Origin of the sequence: Niastella vici (genome assembly GCF_002077945.1) — a bacterium.
GTDB classification, from domain to species: Bacteria; Bacteroidota; Bacteroidia; order Chitinophagales; family Chitinophagaceae; genus Niastella; species Niastella vici.
On sequence record NZ_LVYD01000124.1, the window covers coordinates 607,897 to 632,835 of the forward strand.

At 46.0% G+C, this 24,939-nt stretch carries 29 protein-coding genes; 15 read left to right on the forward strand and 14 right to left on the reverse strand.

The window, feature by feature from the left end; translation table 11 throughout:
* The 5 genes from A3860_RS40030 to A3860_RS40050 all read left to right on the forward strand — a co-directional run bounded on the left by A3860_RS40030 (nt 1) and on the right by A3860_RS40050 (nt 3,711).
* The gene (locus tag A3860_RS40030; RefSeq protein WP_081156202.1) at nt 1-1,008 is read left to right on the forward strand and encodes a VOC family protein; all 1,008 of its coding nucleotides are present in this window, start codon (nt 1-3) and stop codon (nt 1,006-1,008) included.
* Between the two features lie 129 nt (nt 1,009-1,137).
* Nucleotides 1,138-1,350, forward strand: a complete 213-nt coding sequence (locus A3860_RS40035; RefSeq protein ID WP_081156203.1) for a hypothetical protein — start codon at nt 1,138-1,140, stop codon at nt 1,348-1,350.
* Nucleotides 1,347-1,793, forward strand: coding sequence for a hypothetical protein (locus tag A3860_RS40040; protein WP_081156204.1), 447 nt, complete (start codon nt 1,347-1,349; stop codon nt 1,791-1,793). The genes A3860_RS40035 and A3860_RS40040 overlap by 4 nt, the downstream gene beginning before the upstream one ends.
* A 3-nt stretch (nt 1,794-1,796) precedes the next feature.
* Complete coding sequence (locus tag A3860_RS40045; protein ID WP_081156205.1) at nt 1,797-2,864, forward strand: Rieske 2Fe-2S domain-containing protein; 1,068 nt, start codon at nt 1,797-1,799, stop codon at nt 2,862-2,864.
* Nucleotides 2,854-3,711 (forward strand): hypothetical protein, encoded by an 858-nt coding sequence (locus A3860_RS40050; RefSeq protein ID WP_081156206.1) that lies wholly within the window; start codon nt 2,854-2,856, stop codon nt 3,709-3,711. Before A3860_RS40045 ends, A3860_RS40050 begins: the two co-directional genes overlap by 11 nt.
* A gap of 77 nt (nt 3,712-3,788) precedes the next feature.
* Here A3860_RS40050 and A3860_RS40055 read toward each other — a convergent pair whose 3' ends face one another.
* Genes A3860_RS40055 through A3860_RS40070 form a run of 4 tightly spaced genes read right to left on the reverse strand, consistent with a single transcriptional unit; the run spans nt 3,789 to nt 7,645 of the window.
* The gene (locus A3860_RS40055) at nt 3,789-4,478 is read right to left on the reverse strand and encodes an SDR family NAD(P)-dependent oxidoreductase (protein ID WP_081156207.1); all 690 of its coding nucleotides are present in this window, start codon (nt 4,476-4,478) and stop codon (nt 3,789-3,791) included.
* A gap of 21 nt (nt 4,479-4,499) precedes the next feature.
* Nucleotides 4,500-6,131 (reverse strand): SMP-30/gluconolactonase/LRE family protein, encoded by a 1,632-nt coding sequence (locus tag A3860_RS40060; protein WP_081156208.1) that lies wholly within the window; start codon nt 6,129-6,131, stop codon nt 4,500-4,502.
* A 41-nt stretch (nt 6,132-6,172) separates the two neighbouring features.
* Entirely contained in the window at nt 6,173-6,646 is a 474-nt protein-coding gene (locus tag A3860_RS40065) for a GlcG/HbpS family heme-binding protein (RefSeq protein WP_081156209.1), read from the reverse strand.
* 9 nt (nt 6,647-6,655) lie between these two features.
* A complete protein-coding gene (locus A3860_RS40070) occupies nt 6,656-7,645 on the reverse strand; it encodes a YHS domain-containing (seleno)protein (protein WP_081156210.1) in 990 nt (329 codons plus the stop codon).
* A gap of 225 nt (nt 7,646-7,870) precedes the next feature.
* On the opposite strand from A3860_RS40070, the gene A3860_RS40075 reads away from it, so the two are divergent.
* The 4 genes from A3860_RS40075 to A3860_RS40090 all read left to right on the forward strand — a co-directional run bounded on the left by A3860_RS40075 (nt 7,871) and on the right by A3860_RS40090 (nt 12,114).
* On the forward strand, nt 7,871-8,851 hold the full coding sequence (locus A3860_RS40075) for an aldo/keto reductase (protein ID WP_081156211.1): 981 nt from the start codon (nt 7,871-7,873) through the stop codon (nt 8,849-8,851).
* Nucleotides 8,852-8,947: 96 nt separating this feature from the next.
* Nucleotides 8,948-9,703, forward strand: coding sequence for a helix-turn-helix domain-containing protein (locus A3860_RS40080; protein ID WP_245843731.1), 756 nt, complete (start codon nt 8,948-8,950; stop codon nt 9,701-9,703).
* A 29-nt stretch (nt 9,704-9,732) separates the two neighbouring features.
* Complete coding sequence (locus tag A3860_RS40085; protein ID WP_081156213.1) at nt 9,733-10,545, forward strand: helix-turn-helix domain-containing protein; 813 nt, start codon at nt 9,733-9,735, stop codon at nt 10,543-10,545.
* 39 nt (nt 10,546-10,584) lie between these two features.
* The gene (locus tag A3860_RS40090) at nt 10,585-12,114 is read left to right on the forward strand and encodes an FAD-dependent monooxygenase (protein WP_081156214.1); all 1,530 of its coding nucleotides are present in this window, start codon (nt 10,585-10,587) and stop codon (nt 12,112-12,114) included.
* A gap of 13 nt (nt 12,115-12,127) precedes the next feature.
* Here A3860_RS40090 and A3860_RS40095 read toward each other — a convergent pair whose 3' ends face one another.
* The 7 genes from A3860_RS40095 to A3860_RS40120 form a co-directional block, all read right to left on the reverse strand.
* A complete protein-coding gene (locus tag A3860_RS40095) occupies nt 12,128-12,487 on the reverse strand; it encodes an SxtJ family membrane protein (protein ID WP_081156215.1) in 360 nt (119 codons plus the stop codon).
* A gap of 6 nt (nt 12,488-12,493) precedes the next feature.
* Entirely contained in the window at nt 12,494-12,640 is a 147-nt protein-coding gene (locus tag A3860_RS41585) for a DUF5989 family protein (protein WP_173820331.1), read from the reverse strand.
* Nucleotides 12,641-12,652: 12 nt separating this feature from the next.
* Nucleotides 12,653-14,545 (reverse strand): carbamoyltransferase family protein, encoded by a 1,893-nt coding sequence (locus A3860_RS40100; protein WP_216823623.1) that lies wholly within the window; start codon nt 14,543-14,545, stop codon nt 12,653-12,655.
* Nucleotides 14,538-15,653: an SGNH/GDSL hydrolase family protein gene (locus tag A3860_RS40105; RefSeq protein ID WP_081156216.1), complete on the reverse strand. Its 1,116-nt coding sequence runs from the start codon at nt 15,651-15,653 to the stop codon at nt 14,538-14,540. Before A3860_RS40105 ends, A3860_RS40100 begins: the two co-directional genes overlap by 8 nt.
* Before the next feature lie 154 nt (nt 15,654-15,807).
* Nucleotides 15,808-16,173 carry a hypothetical protein gene (locus tag A3860_RS40110; protein ID WP_081156217.1) on the reverse strand — a complete coding sequence of 122 codons (366 nt, stop codon included), beginning with the start codon at nt 16,171-16,173 and terminating at the stop codon, nt 15,808-15,810.
* Between the two features lie 63 nt (nt 16,174-16,236).
* Nucleotides 16,237-16,443 (reverse strand): T9SS type B sorting domain-containing protein, encoded by a 207-nt coding sequence (locus A3860_RS42425; protein WP_394334806.1) that lies wholly within the window; start codon nt 16,441-16,443, stop codon nt 16,237-16,239.
* Nucleotides 16,444-16,477: 34 nt separating this feature from the next.
* Nucleotides 16,478-16,846: a hypothetical protein gene (locus tag A3860_RS40120; RefSeq protein WP_081156219.1), complete on the reverse strand. Its 369-nt coding sequence runs from the start codon at nt 16,844-16,846 to the stop codon at nt 16,478-16,480.
* Nucleotides 16,847-16,978: 132 nt separating this feature from the next.
* Between A3860_RS40120 and A3860_RS40125 the strand changes: the two genes are divergently transcribed.
* Together A3860_RS40125 and A3860_RS40130 are read left to right on the forward strand one after the other, a co-directional pair.
* A complete protein-coding gene (locus A3860_RS40125) occupies nt 16,979-17,359 on the forward strand; it encodes a YciI family protein (RefSeq protein ID WP_081156220.1) in 381 nt (126 codons plus the stop codon).
* 125 nt (nt 17,360-17,484) lie between these two features.
* Nucleotides 17,485-17,787, forward strand: coding sequence for a polyhydroxyalkanoic acid system family protein (locus tag A3860_RS40130; protein WP_081156221.1), 303 nt, complete (start codon nt 17,485-17,487; stop codon nt 17,785-17,787).
* A 48-nt stretch (nt 17,788-17,835) separates the two neighbouring features.
* Here the strand turns inward: A3860_RS40130 and A3860_RS40135 are convergent, their stop codons facing one another.
* Nucleotides 17,836-18,279 carry a YybH family protein gene (locus tag A3860_RS40135; protein WP_081156222.1) on the reverse strand — a complete coding sequence of 148 codons (444 nt, stop codon included), beginning with the start codon at nt 18,277-18,279 and terminating at the stop codon, nt 17,836-17,838.
* Nucleotides 18,280-18,592: 313 nt separating this feature from the next.
* Here A3860_RS40135 and A3860_RS40140 point away from each other — a divergent pair, with 313 nt between their 5' ends.
* Nucleotides 18,593-19,042 (forward strand): SRPBCC family protein, encoded by a 450-nt coding sequence (locus A3860_RS40140; protein WP_081156223.1) that lies wholly within the window; start codon nt 18,593-18,595, stop codon nt 19,040-19,042.
* Between the two features lie 68 nt (nt 19,043-19,110).
* On the opposite strand, the gene A3860_RS40145 is transcribed toward A3860_RS40140, so the two are convergent.
* Complete coding sequence (locus A3860_RS40145) at nt 19,111-19,932, reverse strand: alpha/beta hydrolase (protein ID WP_081156224.1); 822 nt, start codon at nt 19,930-19,932, stop codon at nt 19,111-19,113.
* 212 nt (nt 19,933-20,144) lie between these two features.
* On the opposite strand from A3860_RS40145, the gene A3860_RS40150 reads away from it, so the two are divergent.
* The 3 genes from A3860_RS40150 to A3860_RS40160 all read left to right on the forward strand — a co-directional run bounded on the left by A3860_RS40150 (nt 20,145) and on the right by A3860_RS40160 (nt 23,747).
* Nucleotides 20,145-20,786 (forward strand): DUF6064 family protein, encoded by a 642-nt coding sequence (locus tag A3860_RS40150; RefSeq protein ID WP_081156225.1) that lies wholly within the window; start codon nt 20,145-20,147, stop codon nt 20,784-20,786.
* A gap of 95 nt (nt 20,787-20,881) precedes the next feature.
* The gene (locus A3860_RS40155; protein ID WP_081156226.1) at nt 20,882-21,763 is read left to right on the forward strand and encodes an OmpA family protein; all 882 of its coding nucleotides are present in this window, start codon (nt 20,882-20,884) and stop codon (nt 21,761-21,763) included.
* 262 nt (nt 21,764-22,025) lie between these two features.
* The gene (locus A3860_RS40160) at nt 22,026-23,747 is read left to right on the forward strand and encodes an SMP-30/gluconolactonase/LRE family protein (protein ID WP_245843732.1); all 1,722 of its coding nucleotides are present in this window, start codon (nt 22,026-22,028) and stop codon (nt 23,745-23,747) included.
* On the opposite strand, the gene A3860_RS40165 is transcribed toward A3860_RS40160, so the two are convergent.
* Nucleotides 23,744-24,880, reverse strand: coding sequence for an adenylate/guanylate cyclase domain-containing protein (locus A3860_RS40165; RefSeq protein ID WP_081156228.1), 1,137 nt, complete (start codon nt 24,878-24,880; stop codon nt 23,744-23,746). The two genes, A3860_RS40160 and A3860_RS40165, sit on opposite strands and share 4 nt — an antisense overlap.
* Between the last annotated feature and the right edge of the window lie 59 nt (nt 24,881-24,939).

Below are 24,939 nucleotides of genomic sequence, written 5' to 3' on the forward strand. Positions count from 1 at the left end.
ATGAAACGCATTCTTATAATTGCCTGCATAACCCTTATACATTGGGCCGCTTTTGCACAGGTAAAACAAGTAGACGCCATTGGCTTTACCGTAAAAGATATGAACCGGTCGGTAAAATTTTACAGTGAAGTGCTCGGCTTTAAAAAAATTTCCGACAAACTGGTTTCCGGCGCCGCTTACGAAAACCTGCAGGGATTGTTTGGATTACAAATGCGTATCGTACGCCTGAAACTGGGCGATGAGTGTATTGAACTCACAGATTATTTAACTGCCGGCGGACGCAGCATACCGGAAGATCAGCACAGCAATGACCTGTTCTTTCAGCATATAGCCATCGTGGTAAGCAATATGGAAAAAGCATTTCAGCAGTTACAAAAGCACAATATCGAATTTGTAAGCACAGCGCCCCAAACCTTACCGGTCACCAATTTGGCGGCAGCGGGTATAAAAGCATTCTATTTTCATGACCCCGATAACCATAACCTTGAGCTGATCTATTTCCCAAAAGGGAAAGGGCAGCCCAAATGGCAACAGCAAAATGGTAAATTGTTCCTGGGTATTGACCACACAGCCATTGGCGTAAGTAATACAGCAGACAGCCACCGGTTTTACCACGACATATTGGGCATCGATAAAAAAGGGGAAAGCTGGAATAAAGGAACTGAGCAGGAACACCTGAATAATGTAGCCGGCGCCTCCCTGCATATTACAGGGTACAGGGCGGCAAAAGGCCCCGGTATTGAATTCCTGGAATACCTGGCGCCGGGCCCGGGCAGGCCTTATCCGGCCGACTCAAGAACTGATGATTGCTGGCACTGGCAAACTACCCTGATAGTAAAGAACATAGCGCAATTATACAAACAGCTTCAATCGGAAAATTATAAAATTCTCTCCAGCCAGCTCGTTCAACTGCATACCCCGGATGGTAAAATCGCCAACGCCTTTATTGTGCGCGATCAGGATGGCCATGCCATGCTGCTGATGGAAGAACTGCCGCAAACACCGTAATAATTGGCCATTCATATTTTTTTCTGACATTTGTATTGATCCTCTACCACTCCGTCAACTACCCGACATTCCCGGTTTTATTTAATTAGTTGCTTTGCAATAAGATCCTTGCACTCAATAAATAGCACTATGGTTATTTCAATAGTATTGATTTTGATAGTGACCTATCTCGCCTGCGGACTATTATTCGCGATCCCCTTTGTAATAAAAGGAGTTGATAAAATCGACGAAGCAGCCAACGGCGGCAGCATTGGGTTTCGCATCATCATCATTCCCGGCGCCATGGTGTTCTGGCCATTATTATTAAAAAAATGGATAAAACAGGGAGGGCATAAAAAATGATAAAGCCATTACGAAAAAGGCATTTGCAAATATGGACCGCCCTGGCGGTCTTATTGCCTTTAGGTATTATTGGCGCCCGCATCGCCACACCAAAATTCCCGGCGCAAACGTTGCTGCAGCCCGATGCGGCAAAGCCATTGCCTGATATACTGAAGCAAAGGGAGAAAGATAATTATATAGTTTTTATTCGCAGTAACCCACAGCGTTCGGCCTTTCAACTCGAATGGCTCAATAAAAACCCATTGACCTGGCCATCAGCTACCATTTACAAGGTTCCCAAAGGAAGCAGCGTAAACAAAGGCATATTAATAGGCAGGATAGAATCGCGCGGAACATACCGGTTTACCGTTGACGCTGCTTTTGAACCGGAAAAACTTTCTACAGCTCAACTCATTCTCTACGATTTTATCCATGAGCAAATTATTGACACCATAAATTTTTAAGCTATGGGTGCGTCTTATCTTGCAGTAGGCTGGAACCGTCAGAAAAAAATATATGACTGGTTCATTTTTGCATTTTGCGCATTGTACCTTACCACGTTCATTGCAGTAACAGCGTTATATAATCCTGATTATACCTTTGAAACGGCGCTCATTCGGTCAACGGCCACCCTGGCCATTTTGTTGCTGCATGTAATACTCAGCATCGGCCCTCTTACACGCATTAACAAAAAGTTTTTACCCCTGCTTTATAATCGCCGGCATTTAGGGGTCACCATGTTCTCGGTTGCATTGATCCATGGCAGCTTCAGTATGCTACAGTTCCATGCATTAGGCAATGTAAACCCGTTCGTTTCTTTATTTACTTCCAATACACAATACAATTCCGTATCGCAATTTCCTTTTCAGGCCTTGGGATTTTTTGCATTGGTCATCTTTTTCTTAATGGCCATTACCAGTCACGATTTCTGGCTGCATACACTGTCACCCAAAATATGGAAAGCCCTGCATATGTTTGTATACCTTGCTTATTTCCTGGTGATCATGCATGTAATGCTCGGTGTAGTGCAATATGAAACCAATCCTGTTTTGTTCGTAATGGTTTTAGCAGGCGCTGCCACGCTTGTTACGTTGCACCTGGTGGCAGGAACAAAGGAAGTACGAAAAGACAACCGGATCTTCAAATTAAAAAAAGAAGGCTTTGTGTATGTGTGCGAAAGCCAGGATGTACCTGATAATTGCGCAAAGATCTTTTGTATCGATAAGGAAAGGATCGCCCTGTTCAGGTTTGAAAATAAATTATACGCCATACACAATGTATGCAAACACCAGGGCGGGCCATTGGGTGAGGGCCAGATTATAGATGGCTGCATCACCTGTCCCTGGCATGGCTATCAGTACCTGCCGCAAAACGGCCAATCGCCCCCACCTTTCAAGGAAAAAGTAAGCACTTATATTGTTACAGTGGAAGGGTCACAGGTGTGGTTGAATCCTCAGCCTTTGCCTGAAGGCACTGAACGGTCCGGAGCAGCTATTATTATTCCTGATAAACAAATTATAGAAAATGTCCAATAACGAGTTTTACATAGGCTGGATGCCGAAAGCGCCGGGCGGTTTTGCCCGGCATACAAAAAAAGTGATCATTGCTTTATTGATCCTGACAATTACTGTTGGCGTTTTGCTGGCTATATCACAAAAAAAATTCGGCACCGGACAATTCGAGTTTGGCCAACTAACCAATATAACCGGTGTTTATTTCAAAGAACCGGTTCCCGCCATTAAAGTGATGAGTGGAAAAGACCTGTTGGGACGTTCCGCTTATATCACCATTCCGTTGATTGGTTATGGAAAATCTGGCGCCGATGGTATTCTGCTCGATCTGGAAAAGCTACAACATGTTGACCTGAATAAAAAAGAGATCACCCTGAAAGGAACGCTGCTGTATAACGATGGTAAATTACTTATGCAAATAGATGCCGCCGATAACCCGTTGGTATCGGTAAATAAAACTGCCGGTGAAAATATGTTACCCCTGCAAAAAGAATTGGGCGAACAAACCATTCAGGGCGAAATTGTTGATCCCAAATGTTTTTTCGGTGTAATGAAACCCGGCGAAGGCAAACCGCATAAAGACTGCGCCATCCGTTGCATCTCAGGCGGCATACCCCCTGTTTTAAAAGTAACAAACAAAGAGGGTGATTGCAATTATTATCTACTGGTGGGCGCGCATGGCGAAAAAATGAACGAGGCTGTAAAAGAATTTGTAGCAACACCGGTGGCAGTTAAAGCAAAAGTAGTAGCATACGACGACTGGGTTATCTTGTACGTAACAGATCAAAAAGGCATCTCCCCTATTGCCGGCTGGCAACTGGTTAAACCCGGCAGCCAGGCTATTAGCTGTATTGCCAGGTGTATAAAATAATAAACAAAACCATCATCTGTTAAAAAAATAACCAGCATAAGCTGGTTATTCGCATTTAATGAGTAAGTGAAAGTTCCTCACGAATTATTATAGGCCTTTATGACCGGCTCTCTTAACACCGCCCCTTTTTCAGACACAACAAACTCCAGGATATCTGCTAACTGGCAGGGAGTTACCCAATTTGCCGGATTGGCATCGGGCATATTCTTCCGGTTAAGTGGTGTATCGATCGTACTGGGCACCACAACAGTAGCCGTAACGTTCTTTCCTTTTGCTTCTTCGTTCAGTTGGCCGGCCAATGTAAACAATAATGATTTCGACAGGGCATAGGCAATCATGTTGTGTCCGTCGGCTGGCTGTAAGGCGGGCCTGGCGCCAATAAAGATCAACCGGCCAAAGCCATTACCCAGCATATGTTGAAACAACGGCCGTGCTAAATAGTATGCAGTTTCAAAATTCAGCGCAAACTGTTTTTGCAGAACAGCGCCTGAAGTAGCGGCAATATTTCCCAAAGCAAAACCACCCGCCAGCATGAGGGCGGCATGCACCTGTTGTTTTTCTTTGATGATCGTTTGTACAAACGAACTCACTTCCTGCTCATTCGTAAGGTCCAATGCATGTACTTCAAGCTGTTCATGAACCAGCATATTCTTTTTATCGCTTTCTGTCATTACCGTAGCAATTACCTGGTACCCATTTTTTAAAAATGTTTCAGTAACTGCCATTCCCAGGTTGCCATTGGCGCCGGTTATTATCACTGTTTTCATTTTTTATGAATTTTATTTTATTCAATGTGCCCCGCCGGTATCCAACCTTATTTTATACAGGCTGGTATGCGCCGTGAGGTATAAGGTCTTTCTGTCGGCATCGCCCCACGCCATGTTGGCCGGCCGTTCAGGCGTTACGATCTTTCCCAGCAGCGTTCCTTCATTCGAAAGGATCCAGACACCGCCGGGAGCCGAAACAAACAGGTTGCCTTCTTTGTCAACTTTCATTCCGTCTAGCGCTTCTTCATCTTCGGTAAAACTGAAATCAAAAAATATTTTCCCGTTCTTTAACGTACCATCGGGCTGTACTTCATAGCGCCAAAGCGTTTTGGTATGATGAATATCGCGGATGTCCCAGTTCGTTACATATAAATATCGCTCATCCGGTGAAAATGCCAGGCCATTCGGTCCGCCCAGGTCTTTTGATACCACCTCCGTCTTTCCGTTCCTGATCATAATTACGCCTGAATAATCCAGCTCCTTTCGCCGGTCATTAAAAAACCCGGGCAATCCGTAAGGCGGATCGGTAAAATAAATAGCGCCATCGCTTTTTATAACTATATCATTTGGACTGTTCAGCCTTTTACCATCCACTTTATCGGCCAAAACAGTTACCGGCCCTTTTTTCTCGATCCGGATCACCCGCCTGTTCCCATGTTGATCAATGATCAGCCGGCCCTCTTTATCAATAGCAAGGCCATTGGAGCCGGGCTGGCCATATTCACCGATATCGGCTCCCGTGTATCCGCTGTGGCTCATGTATACGGTTACATTGTGATCAGCCGGATCGTAACGGTAGATCGTGTTGGTATTAGGGTCACTAAATAACAAAAAGCCATCCGGATGCCATACCGGGCCTTCTGTAAAAGAAAAGCCATCGGCCACCTTCTCCACTTTTGTACCCGGAAGGATAATATGGTTAAGTTTTTCATCGATCGTATATATTTTACCTGCATCTTTCCATGCAGGATCCCTGACAGGTATTTCTTTATAAAAATCAATAACGGCATTTCTAACCCAGATATAATTATCAGGTATCATGCCGAGCGGGCCATTGATGCCAAGAATTGCAATAGTAAATTTGTCGCCAGCCACTGCATTATTGGTTAACAGCACGCGGTTGCGGGTATTGTATCCGGCAATAACGCCATTGCCGCTTTGTCCAAACTGATGCATTTGTTTACCATTCACCCATATTTCGCTGTAATCGTCCATCACTATTTCAAATACCGCTGATGTTCCCTTTGTATCCAGTGAGCCGATGGTTGCAGGGATAACAATTTCAACTTTGTACCATGCCATGGACACCAAACCCATTCCTTCGCGCATTTCAAGATCACCAGGCTTTACGGACATAAATGCCTTATCAAAATCCGGCGCATTGATTTGCGGATGAATGGTATGGGTTTTTATTTTTGTACCGGTGGGGTATAACAATAACATATCCGATGCAGATGCGCCCGGTAACCTGAAATCGGCATCCCTGATATGGGCTGTTTGAACATACCATTTTGCCTGCACCAATGCCGCCCCTTCATTGGTTTTAAGATCAGCGATGGCCATGGGTTTATCAACCGCCAGTTGCCTGGTTTCCTGTGAATATGCATGCACCAATGGCCATGCAGCCATCAGCCATGAAAGAATTCTATACATAAAAAGTGTTGAAGATTTTAAAAAATGCTGCACCTCACCGGCTACCTGCCGGCTATCGCTTTCGCTCCGGCATTGGCCATATCTTCATCCTGTTGGGCACTGAGGCTGCCGCTTACACCAATGGCGCCAATAACCTGCCCCTCATACATAACGGGAATGCCGCCCTGTAAAAAAGTATGTCCAACCGTGATCAGGGCCTGCCGGCCGCCATTGACGGCATTCTCTAATTTTGAAGAGGGAGCTTTAAAAGTAGCTGCAGTATTGGCCTTTTTGATGGCGACTTCAGCTGCAGCCGGAAAGGTATTGTCCAATCTTTCGAGGTACACCAGGTTACCACCGGCGTCCACTACAGCAATAGCGGCGCCGGGTGCATTGTTGGCAATCGCATATTTCACCGCTTCAGCTACTACTTTCTTTGCTGTTTCCAGTGAAATGTTCTTCGAATTGATCACCTGGGCAGCTGTCATTTCAGACAGGGCAATGGTGAGAAAAGATAAAAATATGATGGGTTTCATGTTTTGGAATTATTTAGCTGGTTTATCGAATTTTACTTTTTTGCCGGCATGCTTTTTAATTTGTACCGGCCAGTTGGCATCAGCTTTTGTAATATTACCCCGGAGGTCTTTGTGGAACTGCATGTAAGCATCCTGCGTATGCTGTAATATCAAACGCCCATCTATCACATCGAAGATCTCAGGATCAACGGGCCGTAATTTGCCCAGGCTCATGGCATAGCCGCAAAAAGCGCCATACTGTGGAGCATACATTTCAGGATGGTCTTTAAAAAGCGAGGCATTTTTTTCAGAAGAGAACCAATAAGTGGCCCCATTATACCTGGCAGAAAAGGAAGGATTGCCCTTAACGGCTTTCTTATCGGTAAAATAAGAAACGGCATCGTACCCCTGTAAGGTAACACCGTCATGATCGGTGTTGTTCAGAAATCCCTTTTCTTCCTCTGTTGTTACCTGTTTACCGCCGTTCTTTGAAACAACAGGCCAGTACTTATCTGCTTTTTCAATATTACCGGGTACATCTTTATTCCAGCCGCTCACAGCCCGCTGGTTGTGCTGAACAAACAGGCGGCCATCAACAATTGAAAATGTGTTAACGTCTATGGGAGCTATGCGTCCCAGCGAAACCGCATAGGCACACCAGCCGCCGAATTGCGGTTTGTATTTTCCAGGATTGGCTTTAAACAGATCGAGGTGCTGTTGCGATGCGAAATAGTAAACAGCATCTTCATACGGGTATTGAAAACGGGCATCACCTTTTACGGGCATATTATCAGTAAAAAATGCAACGGCATCATAACCGTCGAGAATAACACCGCTGGCATCAACGTTGTTAAAATATTTACCCTGGTATTGCTGCGCATTTGCAATACAACTGAATATCAGTGTCGCCGGCAACATAAACAATAAGCGAAACAACCACCTGTTAACCTGTTTTGTAAAAGATGGCGCATCCACTGCCCGATCAAGCAATGCTTTCGGGCTCAAACTGATTTCTTTCATACGTTATAATTTTAAAGCACAAAGAAAATCAGCCTGCAAAAAAAATTATGTCTGTTATTTTACAAAAGGAGGTAATTAAATGCTCCAGGCGTCAATGAGGGAACGCTTTTTTATGACCTTACCAACGGCGGCACTGAGCCACCCAGACAAGTAAATTGAGCCATTAGCGAAATAAGCCCGGGCGCCGAAACGCCCATCTTTGTGTCGTAAATCAATAACACGACAATGACGACAACAACAACAATAACAAAGATCGCCCTGGGCAACAAGGGCCCACTCGTTTCCAAACTCGGCTTAGGCTGTATGCGCATGTCAACAGTTTGGGGCGGCCCAATGAATGATGAAAACGAAAGCGTGGCTACCATTCAGGCCGCGCTTGACAACGGTATCAATTTCTTGAATACCGGCGACTTTTACCACAGTGGCCACAATGAGCTGCTGGTAGGCAAAGCCATTAAAGGCAGAAGGGACGATGCCTTTATTAGTGTGAAAACAGGCGGCATCGTTTACGACGGCAAATTTCAGGGTTTAGACCTGCGGCCCATAGCCATTAAGAACTTCATCAATTATTCGTTGGTGCGTTTGGGTATTGATACCATTGATCTGTACCAGCCGTGCCGGCTCGACAATAGTGTTCCCATGGAAGATGTAATAGGAACGATTGCCGACCTCATTAAAGAAGGAAAGGTGCGTTACCTTGGCGTGTCGGAGATCACTGCTGCACAACTGCGTAAAGCCCATAGCCTGCACCCGGTAACGGCATTGGAAATAGGTTATTCACTGGCCGACCGGCAAATAGAAACAGACCTGCTTCCCACGGCTAAAGAACTGGGCATAGGCGTTGTTGCTTTTGCCAATACGGCCGAAGGGTTATTGACGGGAGCAATGAAAGCCCCGCTGGCAGCCAATGCTTACCAAAATCATTTCTCACGTTTTCAGGGTGAGAATCTGGTAAAGAACCTGGAGAAAGTAGAAGCATTAAAAAAAATGGCAATAGAAAAAGGATTCACACCCACACAACTGGCTATTGCCTGGGTGAATGCACAGGGTGATCATATTATGCCATTGGTAAGCATGAGCCGGCGTTCAAGACTGCCTGAAAATATGCAGGCCATGGAAATTGTGTTCACGCCAGAAGAAATGAATTTCCTGAACACGCATTTTGCGCCAGGCGCCATTGCAGGCGGCACCTACCTGCAACGTTAACCGGCTTCGCATACCCTGAACTTTTTATACCTTTACGAAGTGACGAATCCAAACGAAATAATTCCCGGACTTATTTTTTACGGCTACCACTCTGCCATGCGAAAGGAGAAAGTAGGTTTCCTGAATAACAATACCCTGGTGTTGCAGGTTTCGGGACAGTTCACATTGGAAACAGCGAGCCAGAAAATTTCCATGCGGAAAGGTGAACTATTGCTGATTGGTAAAAACCAATTGGGACAAATCACCAAGTTACCGCTGCCTGGTGATGAAATTTATGAAACAATCGTTATTAGCCTGCAGGAAGACCTATTAAGGAAAATTGCGCTGGAGGAAAAAATAGCAATAAAGCAGCCATACACCGGCCCCCGCAACGTACTTATTCCCCGGAACGATTTCCTGCAGGGCTTTTTTCAATCTATAATACCCTACGTGCGCAATCCGTCAGAAAAAATAACGGAAGCCATGGGACTGTTGAAAGTAAAGGAAGCGGTGAAACTGGTGCTGCATACCTGTCCGGAGCTCAGTGGATTTTTGTTCGATTTTTCGGAACCCTACAAGATCGATCTGAAAAAATTCATGCTCAGCAATTTTCATTACAATGTGCCGGTTGAAAAATTTGCCCAGCTTACCGGAAGAAGCCTTGCAGGGTTTAAACGTGATTTCAAAAGCACGTTTAACGCATCGCCCCGGCAATGGCTACAGGAACAACGGTTGCAGGAAGCACGCCACCTAATAGAAAAGAAGAACAAAAAACCGGCTGCCATTTACCTCGACCTGGGATTTGAAAGCCTCTCCCACTTCAGCCATTCATTTAAAAAGAAGTTTGGCAAGGCACCCTCCGAATGGTTGTAGATCACCCCTGAATATGCTACCTTTCATCCATGCACCAGGAATTTGAGACTCCGCCGGAACTACAGGATTCCATAAAGTGCTTTTGGTACGACAAAAGAGACTTTGGAGAGCAAGCATCGGGTTTTGAGGTATTACCAGATGGCTATGCTGAAATTATTTTTTATTTCGGAAGCGACTGTAGCCTCCTGAACAATGGAAGTTTACAGGCATTGCCTTCACCGTTTATGGTGGGGCTGCTCAACGAGCCAGTTATTTTTTACTCAAAAAAACAATTAGAGATCATCGGTATCAGGTGCTTTCCCTGGACCGTGTTCGATTTGCTGGGGCTGCCATCCGGAAAAGACAGCGTGCGCATTTTTGCGCATCCTATTGCCCAATTGCAGGTTACCTTACATGAGTGTATACATGCTGGTAACATAACCGAAGCGATGGCCCGGGTAAAACAGTATTTTCTGAATGCCCGGTCTACAATCGCTATTGACAGTATGTTATACAAAGCGGGCGTTGCCATGAGTAAAGCAAACGGCACCCTGCCGGTAAGCCAGGTAGCGGTGGCGGCGCATGCAACGGTGCGTACCCTTGAAAGGAAATTCAAGCAAGCGGCAGGCCATACGGTTAAAGACGTATCGGGCCTTATGCGGTTTGAACAGGTGCGTAACCGGTTATGGCATTTTCCCGGTTCCAACCTGGCCGGGCTGGCCCATGAACTGGGCTATACAGATCAGGCGCATCTGAGCAGGGAATTCAAACGCTACAGCGGCACTACACCCGCAGCCTTCGCCCGGAAAGCAAAAAAAAGAAAACAGGTAAGCACCGATTTTGTCGCGTTTGTACAAGCCTGACGCATCCGCATTCCGCAATTTTGTGCCTCAATCATTCTTATGAAAGCACAAGATCATGCTGTTTACGATGTAATTATTTCCGGCGCAGGGCCGGTGGGCCTTTTTCTCGCGGGCGAACTGGCCCTGGCCAACTGTTCAGTACTAATACTGGAAAAGGCCGACAATCCGCACTCGCCATTAAAACAATTTCCTTTCGGCATGCGGGGACTCTCGACACCTACTATAGAAGCGCTTTACCGCCGGGGTTTGTTGGATGAACTGGCCGTGCATAAACGCCTTAAAACCCCGCATTTCAACTCCCCTTCTGTACAAGGCAAACCTCAGCCGGGAGGACATTTCGCCGGCATTCAGTTTAATAGCACCCAAATTGACACTTCCCAATGGACACATCGCCTGCCAGGGGCTACCGACGCCCCTTTTCTGATGTCTGAAATGGCAGAGATGGAAACCGTGCTCGCCCGCCACGCAGAAACCCTGGGGGTAACCATCAGGCGTGGATTGGCCGTTACTGAATTTCAACAAAACGAAGAAGGCGTAACGGTTCACACCGATGGCCAGTCTTTTACCGGCAAATGGCTGGTGGGTTGCGATGGCAGCCGCAGTGTGGTGCGCAAACTGGGCGGTTTTGAATTCGCCGGTACGGAGCCGGAATTTACCGGCTACTCGACCAAAGTTGAGATTGCCGACCCCGGAAAGCTCGGCACCGGCCGCATTGTTACACCAACAGGCATGTACCTGCTATCCCAGGCAGATTACGTGATCATCCAGGACTTTGATGGCGGTGCCTTTCATAATTCCCAACAACCCATTACGCGTGAACACGTGCAGGAAGTGTTACGCCGCATCTCGAACACCGACGTTACCATCAACGCCCTGCATATTGCCACCACCTGGACCGACCGCTCACGCCAGGCCACCAGTTACCGCAACGGACGGGTGTTACTGGCCGGCGATGCTGCGCATATTCATTCGCCGTTAGGCGGCCAGGGACTTAACCTGGGCCTCGGTGATGCCATGAACCTGGGCTGGAAGCTCGCGGCCACCATTCAGCAAAAAGCGCCGGAAGGTTTGTTGAACAGTTACTTTACCGAACGGTACCCAATAGGTGCACAGGTGCTTGACTGGTCACGCGCCCAGGTTGCCATCATGAGACCAAACGCAGCTGCCCGTGCGCTGCATGCCATCATCCGCGACCTTCTGCATACCCGCGATGGCGCCACCTATTTTGCAGGGAGGATATGGGGTATTAACAACCACTACAATAACCCCGGTGGCGGTCAACCGCTCACAGGCCACAGCGTTCCCAACTTTGAATTCGAAGACGGTACAAAAATTGGCAGGCACATGCACGATGGCAAAGGGATCCTGCTCGATCTTACAATGAATGCTTCACTTAAAAAGCTGGCGGGTGAATATGGCGGGCAAATAAAGTATGTTTCTGCGAAGGTGAAAGAACAATTGGGCCTGCACGTTGTACTGATACGCCCTGATGGCATTATTGCCTGGGCTGCAGACACCGACGCTGATACCAGCGAACTTCAAAAGGCTGCGGCGAAGTGGTTTGCCTGACCTTTAGGGACGCTCACCAAACATTTTCGAGGCTTTCGCGTGTGTAGGTAAAGTTGCGTTCTTTAAAATAAGAGTTGCTGCCGGCCTTCTTTTGCACAGCGTTCTTCCCAAATGCTTTAAACAGGAATGAGATGGGCACCAGGATAACAAAGAAAATAATGGTAAGGATAATTTTGCTGGTAACAGCGCCCAGCCCTTCAGCGAGCTTCATCCACACCAAATGGATCTTTTCGGCAAGGGCGGGAATAAACAAACCAATTGCCCCCACGGCAATGGCCAGCCCAAACAGGTACCTGTTATTTGTGATGCGGTAAAAGACCACAAGGGCCAACACCAATACCAGTATAGTTTCCAGTACTTTGTTCCTGGGCATAGTTTGTTAAAATAAAGTGTAAATAAATGGCGCCAGGGCTGTGCCTCCCAAAACGATCAAAATACCAAGCAACAACAATACAATGATGAGGGGGGCCAGCCACCATTTTTTTCTTGCTTTTAAAAAGGTCCAGATATCTTTTAATGTTTCCATTTCTGCGTGTTTTTAATCCAGCGTGAACTCCTGCTCCCAATCGGTTTTTTCGTGCCACGCGGGTTGGTCTTTTTTGCAAAAGATAAAGTTACCGATTATCAGGTAATCCATCCCGGTTCGCATAAAACAACGATAGGCATCTTCGGGTGTATTAACAATGGGTTCGCCGCGCACATTAAAACTGGTATTGATTAGTACCGCACAGCCGGTTTGCTGTTTAAAAGCGTTCAGCAGTTTCCAGAAACGCGGGTTGGTTTCTTTATGTACAGTTTGAATACGGGCCGAATGATCGATATGGGTAATAGCAGGCAAATTGCTGCGCTGAAAATACAATTTACCTAACAGGTCGTTACTTTCATAACCTGGCGGATATGGGATCTGCCGGTCTTTTTTTACCGGTTTTACCAGTAACATATAGGGCGAAGCGCCCGCATGTTCAAAATAGCCGGCCACCTCTTCTGCCAGCACCGCCGGGGCAAAGGGCCGGAAGCTTTCCCGGAATTTGATTTGCTCGTTCAGCTTCTTTTGCATTTGCGGGTCGCGGGCATCGGCCAGAATGCTTCTGGCGCCCAATGCGCGCGGACCAAACTCCATGCGCCCCTGGTGCCAGCCGATACTACTTTTTTGGGCTATTAACCGGGCCGTTTCGTTTAACAAGGCATCTTCCTCCGCAAACTGTGTATAGGGCGCCCTGTATTTTCTTGCCATGGCAAGAATTGCCTGGTCGGCGTATTCGGGTCCCAGGTAGGAGCCCTGCAGGCTGTCCATTTCCGTTGTACGCCCCTTCCGGTTCCCGCCAAAATAAATATAGTGTGCGGCCAAAGCGGCGCCCAATGCACCGCCCGCATCGCCGGCTGCCGGTTGTATGAACAGTTGTTTGAAAAGCCGGGCATCGTCCAGTTTCCCATTGGCAACACAATTCAATGCTACCCCACCGGCCATGCATAAATGATCGGCATTGGTAAGCCTCTTTGCTTCGCGGGCGAGGTTGAGCACAATTTCTTCTGTTACCTCCTGTATAGCAAGCGCCAGGTCGCAATGGGGTTGTTCCAGTGGTGATTCGGATGGGCGGCGGGGAAAGCCAAACAAAGCCTGCCATTTTTTATCGTACACCATGCGGTCACCGGTGGCATAGCTAAAATATTCCTGGTTCAAAAAGATAGATCCATCTTCTTTTACATCGACCAGGTGCCGGGTGATCAGTTCTTTAAACTTCTTTACATTTCCCGAATTTGCATTGCCGTAAGGCGCCAGGCCCATTAATTTATACTCGCCCGAATTAACCTTAAACCCACAATAATAAGTGAACGAAGAATATAATAAACCCACCGAATGCGGGAAATGCAGTTCTTTGAGCGTAGTGATCTTGTTACCTTCTCCAATGCCAATAGAAGCCGTTGCCCATTCCCCCACTCCATCAATGGTTAATATAGCTGCCTTATCAAAAGGAGAAGCATAAAAGGCGCTGGCAGCATGCGAAAGATGGTGTTCGGCAAACAGGAGCTTCAATTTCTTTTTATCCACTTTTTCAATGCTGTTCAACCCCTCGCGGATGTTTTTTTTCAGGAACAATTTCTCTTTGATCCATACGGGCATGGCCATTATAAATGACTTCCACCCTTTTGGGGAGAACGCGTAATACGTTTCGAGCAGGCGTTCAAACTTCAGCAGTGGCTTGTCGTAAAAAACAACCGCATCGAGGTCATTGATGCTACGGCCGGCGTGTTCGAGGCAAAACCGGATGGCATTAACGGGAAAGGCGGCGTCATGCTTTTTCCGGGTGAACCGTTCCTCCTGTGCGGCGGCAATGATGTTGCCATCTTCGATGATGGCTGCCGCAGCATCGTGGTAGAACGCCGAGATCCCCAGAATTGTTTTTTTGTCCGCCTCTCTCATATTATTCATGTGCAAAAGAATGAAAATTGCGGGAAATAATCCCTTTTAGCTCCGGGGCAATGATGGCGGCCATTTTCCCGGCGCCGGCATTGGTAAAATGTACGTTATCGTAAAAATAAAGGCTGTTTTTCGGCATCAGCCGGGCCAGATCGATCACGGGTACATTTTTCTGCGCGCATAATTTCCGCGTAACATCATTGTACAGTTCCAGCACTTCGAATTCGCAACGGCCATTCATACCATGCCCGGTATCGAAAGTTTCGAGGTTTACGCCGGTGAGGGAATCAGTTCCCTGCCCAAACAGAAGCGCCTGGGTCATAAACACCGGCGTTATGCCATACCGTTGGCAGGTATCTATCAGCTGTCCCAGCCGTTTTTCGTAGCCAGGCAGGAATTTATTTTGCTGTTCTTTTCGCGCAGCGAGCTGTTGTTCAGTCATTACCCTGGCTGTACCTTTCTGCAGATCGATCATGGCATGGGTGGTATTATTCATTTTCTGCGCCCGCCAGCCCCGCGCCAGGTTCAAACCAATATTCAGTACTTCGCTGTTGTTGAAGAGATAATGTTTCAGGTCGGAATAGCCGCCGCGCCGGTTCAATTCGTCGTGAAAAGAGGGCTGGTCATTTTCAACATCATTGATCCCTACATAGAATAGAATTATTTTAGGTTTGAGCTTAATGAGGTAATCGTTCAGCAATACCTGGTGGCCGAAAGTGGAATGCCCGTCAAAGCCCGCATTATTAAGCCAGAGGTTTTTAATGGCAGGTTTCAGCAGCTGTTCGAGCTGGTATTCCCAGGTTTTGTTATCAGAGAGAAAATGGCATTCGGTAGTACTGCCCCCAACTGTTATCAGGGTGAGGGCGCTATCCCAGTTAGCAGGCTTTTCGGGTCCCCTGAAACCGAGGCCGTTCCGGGTATTTATGATAACAGAGTCGAGTTTGGGGTTGATCTCATTCTTAATGGTCAGTTGTTGGCTAATGGGCAGCAGGATCTGGTTTCCCCGGATCCTGAAATGTAACGGGTTATAAATGCGCAATGCAATTTCGAGGAGAACAAATACCACTATGAGGAGATAGAGAAAGTAAAGGAATTTCCGGCGCAGGGAAGACTTTGTCATCGAGAGATATGGATATAGATTGAGGGGCGAAGATAGCTAAAAAAGAAATTGGGTGCGGGTGGCAGCCAATGGGGTAAAATGGAGGGGCCAATGGCGCCCCCTCAAGACACAAACATCTTATTATCAAATAATTAAACAATTTCCAAACAACCTGCTACCGCCGGCCCTGTATAACCCGCCCCGAAAACGCATTTGGCATTGGCTCAGGCAGCGTTGTTCTTTTCACCGGCATGCGGGTAGTTTTAGCGCCATCAGGCACCAGGCAAAGCATATTGTCTACTGGCATCCCGTACACTTTTCCGGCACTGTTAGTGCCCAGCAGCGTGCCTTCCCGGTACCAATCGTCATTGATTGGTGAACAGCCTAAGCCAGTGGTGGGCCTTATAGGCAATTTCACCGGCGCGAGCTTTGGCAACGGCAACAACTGAGGGCGGGTCATAACAGGGTCCTGTTGCTGGGCAGAGGCGGCTACTGCTGCGATTGTCATCACTAATAGCATGAAAAGAAAACGGCGCTTCATAGAAGTGTTTTCTTTCCTGATGCAGGGTGTATATGAATTACATATAGGATGGATACAGTTTTTTTAACGGATCAAAACAAAACTACCTTTGTCCCTTATGGTATTTCCGAGAAGATCTATCCCTTCAGCTACCCAGATATAAGTGCCGGTTTGTTGTAAAGCACCATTCCAGGTACCGTTCCATCCATCATTCAGGGTTTTTGTTTCAAATATAATTTGCCCCCAACGATTGTATATTCTAAAATAATTCAATTCTATATACCCCTTCACCCGTAGCTGCAGCCGGTCGTTTTTGCCATCATTGTTAGGCGTAAAGGCATTGGGTATGGTGTCCCAATTCGTTTTTCCATTCCAGTTTCGAGTTTTGGGTATAAGAAACGCGCATCCCCGTTATGCTTCCATTTGACAGGCCGCAGGCTGGTTGCTGAATAGAAGGATACATGGTAATTACCGGAGTAACATCATCCAGTACAATACTTTGGTATATAGACTTTATACAGGTGCCGCCATGTACGGCATACAGCAGGTATTCCCCCGGGCCGGCATTCACCAGGTCTTTAGCTTTGCTCGCAGTATCGCCTGTTCTCAAATTGATCCAGTAATAGGCTTCTGCACCCGCTGAGGTTATACCGGTAATACTTCCGTTCTGTAATCCGCAAACGGGTTGTACCACTTTTTGGGCCGTATAATTGAATGTTTGCGCATATACCAGCTTGGTAACATTCTGAATTTCACCTTTTTATTTCCAGGAACCCAAACAGGATCTGATATAAATTGATTAAATTCAATATTTAAACCATTCAATATGCCAAACGAATATATGTTGTACATACGGAATGCCGGGGATGCAAAAGCCAGCCTTTCGCCCAACGAGCATTTGCAATTCATTAAACAATGCGAAGTTTATATTGAGCAGCTAAAATCACACAACAAACTAATAGCTGCACAACCAATAGTACGGGAAGGTTGTATTATTTCAAAAGCAGCTAATGCATGGAAGACTACCCCGGTTGATCCAACTAAAGAAATACAGGTGGGCTATTACCACATTATAGCAGACAGCTTTGACGAAGCCGTTGAAATTGCCAAACAAAATCCGGAATTTGCCTTTGTTCCTTCTGCAAGTATTGAGGTAAGACCCATAAAGACAAAAGAAGTTCAAACCAATTTTGTTTATCCGAAATAATTTCAAGCCATACAAACCCATTACCAATAGCGGCGATCATAAAATTCAATGATGATTGGTTTACAATGGTAACCACCCTATCTTTGCACTGTACATAAGAGGAAAAGGTTATCAACAATATAAATATGTCGAAGTTATCTTTAAGCATTCCCCATACACAGACGCAGGAAGAAGCATTGAGCCGGGTTAAACAAATGCTGGGCCGCATACAGGAAGAACAAAAAGGAACAATTACCAACGTACAGGAAAACTGGAATGGCCCCAATGGCAGTTTCAGTTTTACCGCCAAAGGTTTTACTATTGACGGCACTATACAGGTGAAGGAAAATGAAGTGCAACTGGAATCGGACCTGCCTTTTGCGGTAGCGCTATTTAAAGGACAAATTGCGTCTATGATCACAGAAAAAGCAAAGGCATTGCTGGCATAGCAGCCTCCCCCAATACTATCATCACCAACGCAAAAAAATAATAATCCATTACGGCCGTTGAATGGGCACCAGTTTGCCGGAAGCCAGATCCACAGGCACTGAAATATGTTCAAGTGCGATCAGCCAGTTGCCGGCTATCTTGCGATAGCCGTTGGTAACGCGTACCCATCTGTTGACCAGATGACCTTGCGTATCGGTACCTGTAACGTACATGAAGCAGTGACCGAATGCAACCGCACCATCAACAGTAATAGCCTGACCGGCAACTTCCATTTTCGGGCTGCCCTCCATTCGTGCAAACATATCGGCCCAGGCCTCGCGATAGGCATCGGCGCCCCGGTATTCCTTCCGCGGCACCACATCGAACACCACGAGGCTTTCGTCCCTTACATAATTGCTCATAATAGCTTCAATATCCCCCGCGTTGAAGGCTTGTATAAACCTGAATGTAAGCGCCCTGATCGCGGCCGCATCGTCTCCTGAACCTGTCATATCCCCATTATCTTATTAAGCTTAATAAAGAATGAAAACTATCCCGCTGTAAAAACAATGCCACGCAAAAGAAAATAGTCGCAAAGGGCCCTTATAATGTCGCAAAGGCACCCGGCATGAGCAACACATCCGGTTTAACTTTGTTGAACACTAAAAGAAAAACATGAGCAGTATCAACAAAAGCCATTGAACTAATGACAAAGAACAGGTAAGAATAATTTCATCAAACCAATAAAAAGACAGGTGGAGCAGCAACCACTTTAAAAACGGGCGGAACCGAAAAGCCAGACGAGTAGGATCAAAAAAAATTCTTATGTCGAACAACACTGTTTCGCTACACAGAGTACTTAAAACATCACCGGAAAAAGTATTCCGCGCCTTTACCGAAGCGCCCGCCATTGCGTCCTGGCTGCCTCCTTACGGGTTTGTTTGCATCGTTCATGAAATGAATGTAAAGCCCGGTGGTTCTCATAAGATGTCGTTCCAGAACTTTTCAACCGGGAATAGCCATTCATTTGGTGGAACATACGTGGAGATCAAACCCAATGAGTTGTTGAAATACACTGATAAATTCGACAATCCTAACCTGCCCGGTGAAATGACCACCACTGTTCAGCTCAGGAAAACCATTGCAGGTACAGAAATAAAAATTACCCAGGAAGGCATTCCTGCTGTTATACCTGTTGAAATGTGTTACCTCGGCTGGCAGGAATCGCTGGAAAAACTGGCGAAATTAGTAGAGCCTGAAATACCGGATGCTTAATTCAGGAGGTATAGCCATTTACAACAACAAAGCCGCATACATCATTCGATCTATGCGGCTTTGATATTTTAATTATGCGTAAGCTCCTTTTTGATGGTGGCCACTTCTTTAAGCAACAAGGGAAAGGCGGGCTGCGCCATTCCACCATGATCAAATCCATCTAATTCGCATAACCTTGTGCGGGTATGCCCGGCCAGTTTCATCATGCGCCATAAATAGGCGTTTTCTTCATATCGCCCCAGCATTTCCAGCTCCCGGTCGCCGGTTATCAGCAGCATGGGCGGCGCATTGTTTCGAACATGGTACAATGGGGCATATTCATCGATAACGGGTTGCGTTCCCTTGATGCCTCTTTCACTGCGGATAGTAAAATGGGTGATTGCCTGTCCACTGAATGGAATAAGGCCCGCTATACTGTCTGCATCGATGCCGTATTTGTTCAAATATTTTTTATCAAGCCCGATCATCATTCCCAGGTAGGCGCCTGCTGAATGTCCCGAAATAAAAATAAGCCGGGTAGTACCACCATAACTTTGAATGTGTTGATATACCCAGGCTACTGCCGCTGCCGCATCTTCAATATACGCCGGCGCTTTCACCTTTGGCGACAACCGGTAACCCACGCCTACCACCGCATAACCCTTTTCCATAAGAGCAGCAGGAATTTCTTTTTGTCCGCCGGTTAAACCGCCGCCATGAAACCAAACAATGGTTGCAAAGTTCTTCGAGCCTTTGGGATAGTACAGATCCAGTTTGCATTGCGCATTCATGTACGCATCCTTTTCAGAAACGGACGCCGGATAATAAGCAATATCCTTTTCAGTTACATACGTTTGCTGTGCCTGTATATAGGTTACCTGGAGAAGAAGGAAAAATAGGATCGCTCTCATACGATGATAGTTTGGTTATGGTCAGCAGCAATATTACTATTTTAGCCAGATTGCATCCACCAAAAAATTCCCTCATCAGAACGCTGATTTTCTTACTCCCTGCCTGAAATAAATCACCCTGTTCAATGACACCTGTCACAACTTCAGTTTAGATAAAATACTACTTTCAATAATGAAGGGGTTGACCATCCTGTTTAAACAAAGTATTACAGATGAAACTGCCATTTACCAGAGAACAATTTTTGGAAGTATTTCATAAATACAATATCAGTGTATACCCCTTACAGGTTCTCCTCTTATTATTGGCTGTTTTAACTATAATGATCATTTACAGAGGCAGTAAAAGGCAACAAAAGATGGTACCCATTATTCTCGCCACCTTTTGGATCTGGATGGGTATCGTGTATCATATCGGGTATTTTTCGGCCATCAATAAGGTTGCTTATTTATTTGGCATGCTATTCATTTTGCAGGGCATTTTCTTCCTGCATTATGGGTTAAAGAAATTTCCTTTATTTACATTTCAAAAAAATATACGCAGTATCACCAGTGTGCTACTATTGATTTATGCGCTTATCTTTTATCCATTGACCGGCCATTTCGCAGGTCATGACTATCCTTATTCGCCGACTTTTGGCCTTCCCTGCCCCACCACCATTTTCACGCTTGCTGTATTTCTATTAACTCAACCACGTATACCCTTTTACCTGTCGATAATTCCGCTATTATGGTCGATCATTGGCTTTTCAGCAGCTTTTAGCTTAGGGATTTATGAAGATGCGGGACTAATTGTTTCAGCATTCGCATTTTCCGCTCTATACTTCCTGAACGGCAAGCGCCCGCAGCCTTTCTAACCAATTTTTAATTTAAGAGTAATACATTTGCCCCTGGTTTAATGGCAAGTGGTACAATTCTTGTGCACCTGCCCCAAAATCACATATCCACAATTATGAATAGAATATTTACTGTAACGAAGCTATTTATTGGCGCCCTGGTCCTTTTAAGTAGTTGTGTTCCTACCAAAAAATTTAAAGCCTCACAGTCGGCATTGCAATCTGCCCGGAACGACAGCGCTGCGCTTGCCCAGAAAGTGAGCCAGCTAAAACAACAGATAGCTGATCACGAGAAAACAATTGATTCAAAAGCAAAGACCATCACTGAACAGGAAGAGCAAATTGACAAATTGTCAAAAGAGATCTCCGATCTGAACCAGGAAAGGGTCAAATTAATAAATGAATCTTCCAACAAGCAAACCCAGCTTAATAAGAGCGGACAGGAACTGGTTAATCAGCGGAAAAAACTGGAACAGTTACAGGCATTGATGGACCAGCAAAAAATGGCCATCGAAGAGATCAGAAAAAAGATGGCTGATGCCCTTACCGGTTTCAAATCGAATGAGCTCACTGTAGCCACTAAAAACGGTAAAGTGTATGTGAGCCTCCAGGAAAATTTACTGTTCCCTTCGGGCAGTGCCGTAGTGAATCCCAAAGGAAAAGAAGCGCTGGCAAAACTCGCTGAAGTGCTTAATGTGAATCCGGAAATAACAGTAGACATTGAAGGCCATACAGATTCCATTCCCATTCGTGGCAAATACCAGGATAACTGGGACCTGAGCCTGGCACGAGCGGCCTCCATTGTAAGGATATTGACGATTGATTATAAAGTGAGCCCTGAAAGGGTCATTGCTTCGGGCCATAGCCAGTATGAACCGGTTCAATCGAATAGCAATGCGGGCGGAAGGGCTTTGAACAGAAGAACAGAAATAATTCTTTCGCCCAAACTGGATGAATTGTTCAAGTTACTGCAAAGCTCGTCGGCCAAAGCAGATTAGAGCTATAATATAACAGATAAAACCCCGGCAGCGGCGATCATTTTTCGCAGTTACCGGGGTTTAGTATTTAATATATTCATCCTTTCGTTGGCGCTTTCCCATACCACAACCCAATTATGGTATTATAATTTTATCAACTCTATATCACCCAATAACCTTACTTCATCGCATACAAGGAGGTTAGGCATTTGAATTCCTTCCACCAAACTAAAATTGGTGTTATATTTAGTACATGAAAGCGATGCTACTAATGATTGCAGTTATGACCACATTTGCAGGCATGACACAGGCACCCGTAGAAAATTATCCTGTTGACCCTGCCAGCGAGGTACAACCGGGTGTGCCAAAAGGAGAAGTACTGAAATTCACTTTTGATCATTCTACCATTTTTCCCGGCACCTGGCGTGAATACTGGATATACATACCTGCCCAGTACCGTCCCGATCAACCAGCCTGTGTATACGTGAACCAGGATGGCATACAATGGAATGCCCCTACCGAATTCGACAATCTTATTTACAGGAAGGAAATGCCGGTTACCATTGGGGTTTTCGTTACGCCGGGCAGAGTAATGCCCGATAGCGGCGCAATAGCATTGGCACGCTTCAACCGCAGTTTTGAATACGATGGCCTGGGAGGTGCTTATGCACAGTTTATTTTGAACGAGATCTTACCCGACGTTGAAAAACAAAAAACAAGCGACGGTCGTGCAATACGTTTGTCTAAAAACGGTAACGACCGTGCTATTGGCGGTTCCAGCAGCGGGGCTATCTGTGCCTTTACTGCTGCGTGGGAATATCCCAATGAATTTTCGCGCGTATTCAGCGCCATTGGCACGTATGTGGGTCTACGTGGTGGCGATCGCTACCCGGTGCTTATTCGCAAATACGAGCCAAAACCGATAAGGGTTTTCCTGCAGGACGGGGCCAATGACAACAACAAATATGGGGGCGACTGGTGGAAAGCAAATGAAATGATGGAACGTTCATTGATCTTTGCCGGCTATGAAGTAAACCATGTTTGGGGTGAAGGCACGCACAACCACAAACAGGGTACAGCGATTTTCCCCGAAGCCATGCGCTGGCTTTGGAAGAACTGGCCTGCGCCGGTTGCCAAAGGAAATTCAAAGAACGAGTTTTTAAACGATATACTTATTCCCGGTGAAGACTGGCAATTAGTGGGACAGGGATACCAGTTTACAGAAGGTACGGCAGCTAATGCGGCAGGAGAAGTTTTCTTCCAGGATATCCGCAATGCAAAAACATATAAGGTGGCACTGGATGGTAAACTGGTTACGATAAACCCTGATTCCAAAAGAGCAAGTGGCACCAGCTTTGGTGCAGGTGGTAAACGGTATGTGGTAGCCGGCGCAACCAAACAGATCATAAGCTATGATAAGAATGAAAAAGAGACAATAGTGGCAGATAGCTTTCCAGGCAACGATCTTGTAGTGGCAGGCAATGGAAATATTTATGTTACAGTACCCGATGGCGCTGCCAAACCGGGCAGGATCTATCTTCTTAGGCCTAATGGAGAAAAACTGGTTGTGGATGAGGGATTGAAATATCCAAACGGCATTACGCTATCACCCGACCAAACGCAGTTATATGTAGCGGAATCGGCGGCTCACTGGATATGGATCTACAAAATTTTGCCCGATGGGAAACTTACCTATAAACAACGGTATGGCTGGCTGCATGTACCCGATACTGATGAAAACGCCTGGCCCGACGGCCTTAAATGTGATACGGCAGGAAGGGTATACACAACAACACGCCTGGGCATACAGGTACTCGACCAGATAGGCCGGGTAAATGCTATCATACCCGTGCCGTCAGGCACGCCCTCCAATTGCTGTTTTGGCGGTGCCAATTTTAATACTATCTATGTTTCCTGCGGCGACAAGGTTTATCGCCGTAAACTCAAAGTTCGTGGCTGCAATACGTTTGAGAACCCGCACAAACCGGTTACACCAAGGCTTTAAGTGGTAAGCCCTCCCCGTAACTGCCTATGAGCATCACTTACACTAAAAATTTCAACTTCCAGCTCCTTACCCCTCAATTTTACAACATCTACCCGCTCCCACTGAAAACCGTTCATTTGTTGAAGCCGGTTCATCAAAATTCCGGAAACAAGACAGTTGCGCTGGTATTTATTACATTCATCCTGAATTCTTGCAGTCGTATTCAGCACATCGCCGTTATAGACTATTTCACGCTTGAGATCACCAATTTGCGCGCTTACTACTTTTCCGAAATGCAGTCCGGCCTTGAACTCGGGCTTTACGCCAAATTTTTTGATATAGTGTTCACTGTTATTGATCAGATTTTGCTGGAACAGGAAAAAAGCCCTTAAGCAATTCGAATTTTCCAGCCCATCCTTCACCTCCCAGGTAAGCACCACCTCATCGCCGATGTATTGATAGATCTCGGCTTTTGTTTGAAGTACCGGTTGTGAAATTTCATGGAAGAGCTCATTCAATAATTTATAGAAACGCACGTGCCCCAATTGCTCAGCAATCGTGGTTGACGACTTCATATCAAGGAACATGAAAATGCGCTCTTCCTCGTGGGGTTGATGGTATTTGCCACGGATAAATTTCCATAAGACGCCTTCTCCCAGCAGTTGGTTCATCTGGATGAAGAACACCAGCAATCCATAAATTACCAGCGTGTAAATCACTAATACCAGTTGTTGGCGCGATGCCAGGATTGCCGGGAGTTCTCCCCATTTGCGGCCTTCAAACAATCCTCCTATAATCACCAGGGAAATTGTAACAACATAAATGACGACCGTATAGAACAGGGTTTTCAGGATGAAAACTTTTGTAAAAGACCATTTCTGCCCCCATTGTTTGGCTTTTGGAAGCAGAAACAACTCAAGCAGGCCACAAACCAGGCCTAACGGGAACCCTACCAATACACTATTATGATCGAGGCGCATTTCCCTGATGAGTTGATAAATGACGCCGGCGAAGCTGGTAAACAGGCAAATTAATGCCAGGGTTTTGATCCTCCTTGGAAGGTCGGGCAGCATAAATAAAAGGTAATGCAAATTATGATCATATACAATGAGGAAGATCATCCTGTTATCATTGTTGGGGTTGACGAGGCTCATTCAATATTTCATAGCTATTAAGTACCTTAAATGACAATCCATATGCTGAAAACAACAAT

Bases quoted from the DNA above. Each gene is read 5' to 3' on its own strand.
- A3860_RS40055 (WP_081156207.1), bottom strand. From the start codon at position 4,478: ATGAAAACAGTGATAATAACCGGCGCCAATGGCAACCTGGGAATGGCA.
- A3860_RS40110 (WP_081156217.1), bottom strand. From the start codon at position 16,173: ATGAAGCGCCGTTTTCTTTTCATGCTATTAGTGATGACAATCGCAGCA.
- A3860_RS40150 (WP_081156225.1), top strand. From the start codon at position 20,145: ATGAAACTGCCATTTACCAGAGAACAATTTTTGGAAGTATTTCATAAA.
- A3860_RS40045 (WP_081156205.1), top strand. From the start codon at position 1,797: ATGGGTGCGTCTTATCTTGCAGTAGGCTGGAACCGTCAGAAAAAAATA.
- A3860_RS40165 (WP_081156228.1), bottom strand. From the start codon at position 24,880: ATGAGCCTCGTCAACCCCAACAATGATAACAGGATGATCTTCCTCATT.
- A3860_RS40050 (WP_081156206.1), top strand. From the start codon at position 2,854: ATGTCCAATAACGAGTTTTACATAGGCTGGATGCCGAAAGCGCCGGGC.
- A3860_RS40100 (WP_216823623.1), bottom strand. From the start codon at position 14,545: ATGAATAATATGAGAGAGGCGGACAAAAAAACAATTCTGGGGATCTCG.
- A3860_RS40035 (WP_081156203.1), top strand. From the start codon at position 1,138: ATGGTTATTTCAATAGTATTGATTTTGATAGTGACCTATCTCGCCTGC.
- A3860_RS40090 (WP_081156214.1), top strand. From the start codon at position 10,585: ATGAAAGCACAAGATCATGCTGTTTACGATGTAATTATTTCCGGCGCA.
- A3860_RS40070 (WP_081156210.1), bottom strand. From the start codon at position 7,645: ATGAAAGAAATCAGTTTGAGCCCGAAAGCATTGCTTGATCGGGCAGTG.
- A3860_RS40130 (WP_081156221.1), top strand. From the start codon at position 17,485: ATGTCGAAGTTATCTTTAAGCATTCCCCATACACAGACGCAGGAAGAA.
- A3860_RS40095 (WP_081156215.1), bottom strand. From the start codon at position 12,487: ATGCCCAGGAACAAAGTACTGGAAACTATACTGGTATTGGTGTTGGCC.
- A3860_RS40085 (WP_081156213.1), top strand. From the start codon at position 9,733: ATGCACCAGGAATTTGAGACTCCGCCGGAACTACAGGATTCCATAAAG.
- A3860_RS40065 (WP_081156209.1), bottom strand. From the start codon at position 6,646: ATGAAACCCATCATATTTTTATCTTTTCTCACCATTGCCCTGTCTGAA.
- A3860_RS40040 (WP_081156204.1), top strand. From the start codon at position 1,347: ATGATAAAGCCATTACGAAAAAGGCATTTGCAAATATGGACCGCCCTG.
- A3860_RS40160 (WP_245843732.1), top strand. From the start codon at position 22,026: ATGACCACATTTGCAGGCATGACACAGGCACCCGTAGAAAATTATCCT.
- A3860_RS40080 (WP_245843731.1), top strand. From the start codon at position 8,948: ATGCGAAAGGAGAAAGTAGGTTTCCTGAATAACAATACCCTGGTGTTG.
- A3860_RS41585 (WP_173820331.1), bottom strand. From the start codon at position 12,640: ATGGAAACATTAAAAGATATCTGGACCTTTTTAAAAGCAAGAAAAAAA.
- A3860_RS40060 (WP_081156208.1), bottom strand. From the start codon at position 6,131: ATGTATAGAATTCTTTCATGGCTGATGGCTGCATGGCCATTGGTGCAT.
- A3860_RS40140 (WP_081156223.1), top strand. From the start codon at position 18,593: ATGTCGAACAACACTGTTTCGCTACACAGAGTACTTAAAACATCACCG.
- A3860_RS40030 (WP_081156202.1), top strand. From the start codon at position 1: ATGAAACGCATTCTTATAATTGCCTGCATAACCCTTATACATTGGGCC.
- A3860_RS40135 (WP_081156222.1), bottom strand. From the start codon at position 18,279: ATGACAGGTTCAGGAGACGATGCGGCCGCGATCAGGGCGCTTACATTC.
- A3860_RS40105 (WP_081156216.1), bottom strand. From the start codon at position 15,653: ATGACAAAGTCTTCCCTGCGCCGGAAATTCCTTTACTTTCTCTATCTC.
- A3860_RS40125 (WP_081156220.1), top strand. From the start codon at position 16,979: ATGCCAAACGAATATATGTTGTACATACGGAATGCCGGGGATGCAAAA.
- A3860_RS40155 (WP_081156226.1), top strand. From the start codon at position 20,882: ATGAATAGAATATTTACTGTAACGAAGCTATTTATTGGCGCCCTGGTC.
- A3860_RS40075 (WP_081156211.1), top strand. From the start codon at position 7,871: ATGACGACAACAACAACAATAACAAAGATCGCCCTGGGCAACAAGGGC.
- A3860_RS40145 (WP_081156224.1), bottom strand. From the start codon at position 19,932: ATGAGAGCGATCCTATTTTTCCTTCTTCTCCAGGTAACCTATATACAG.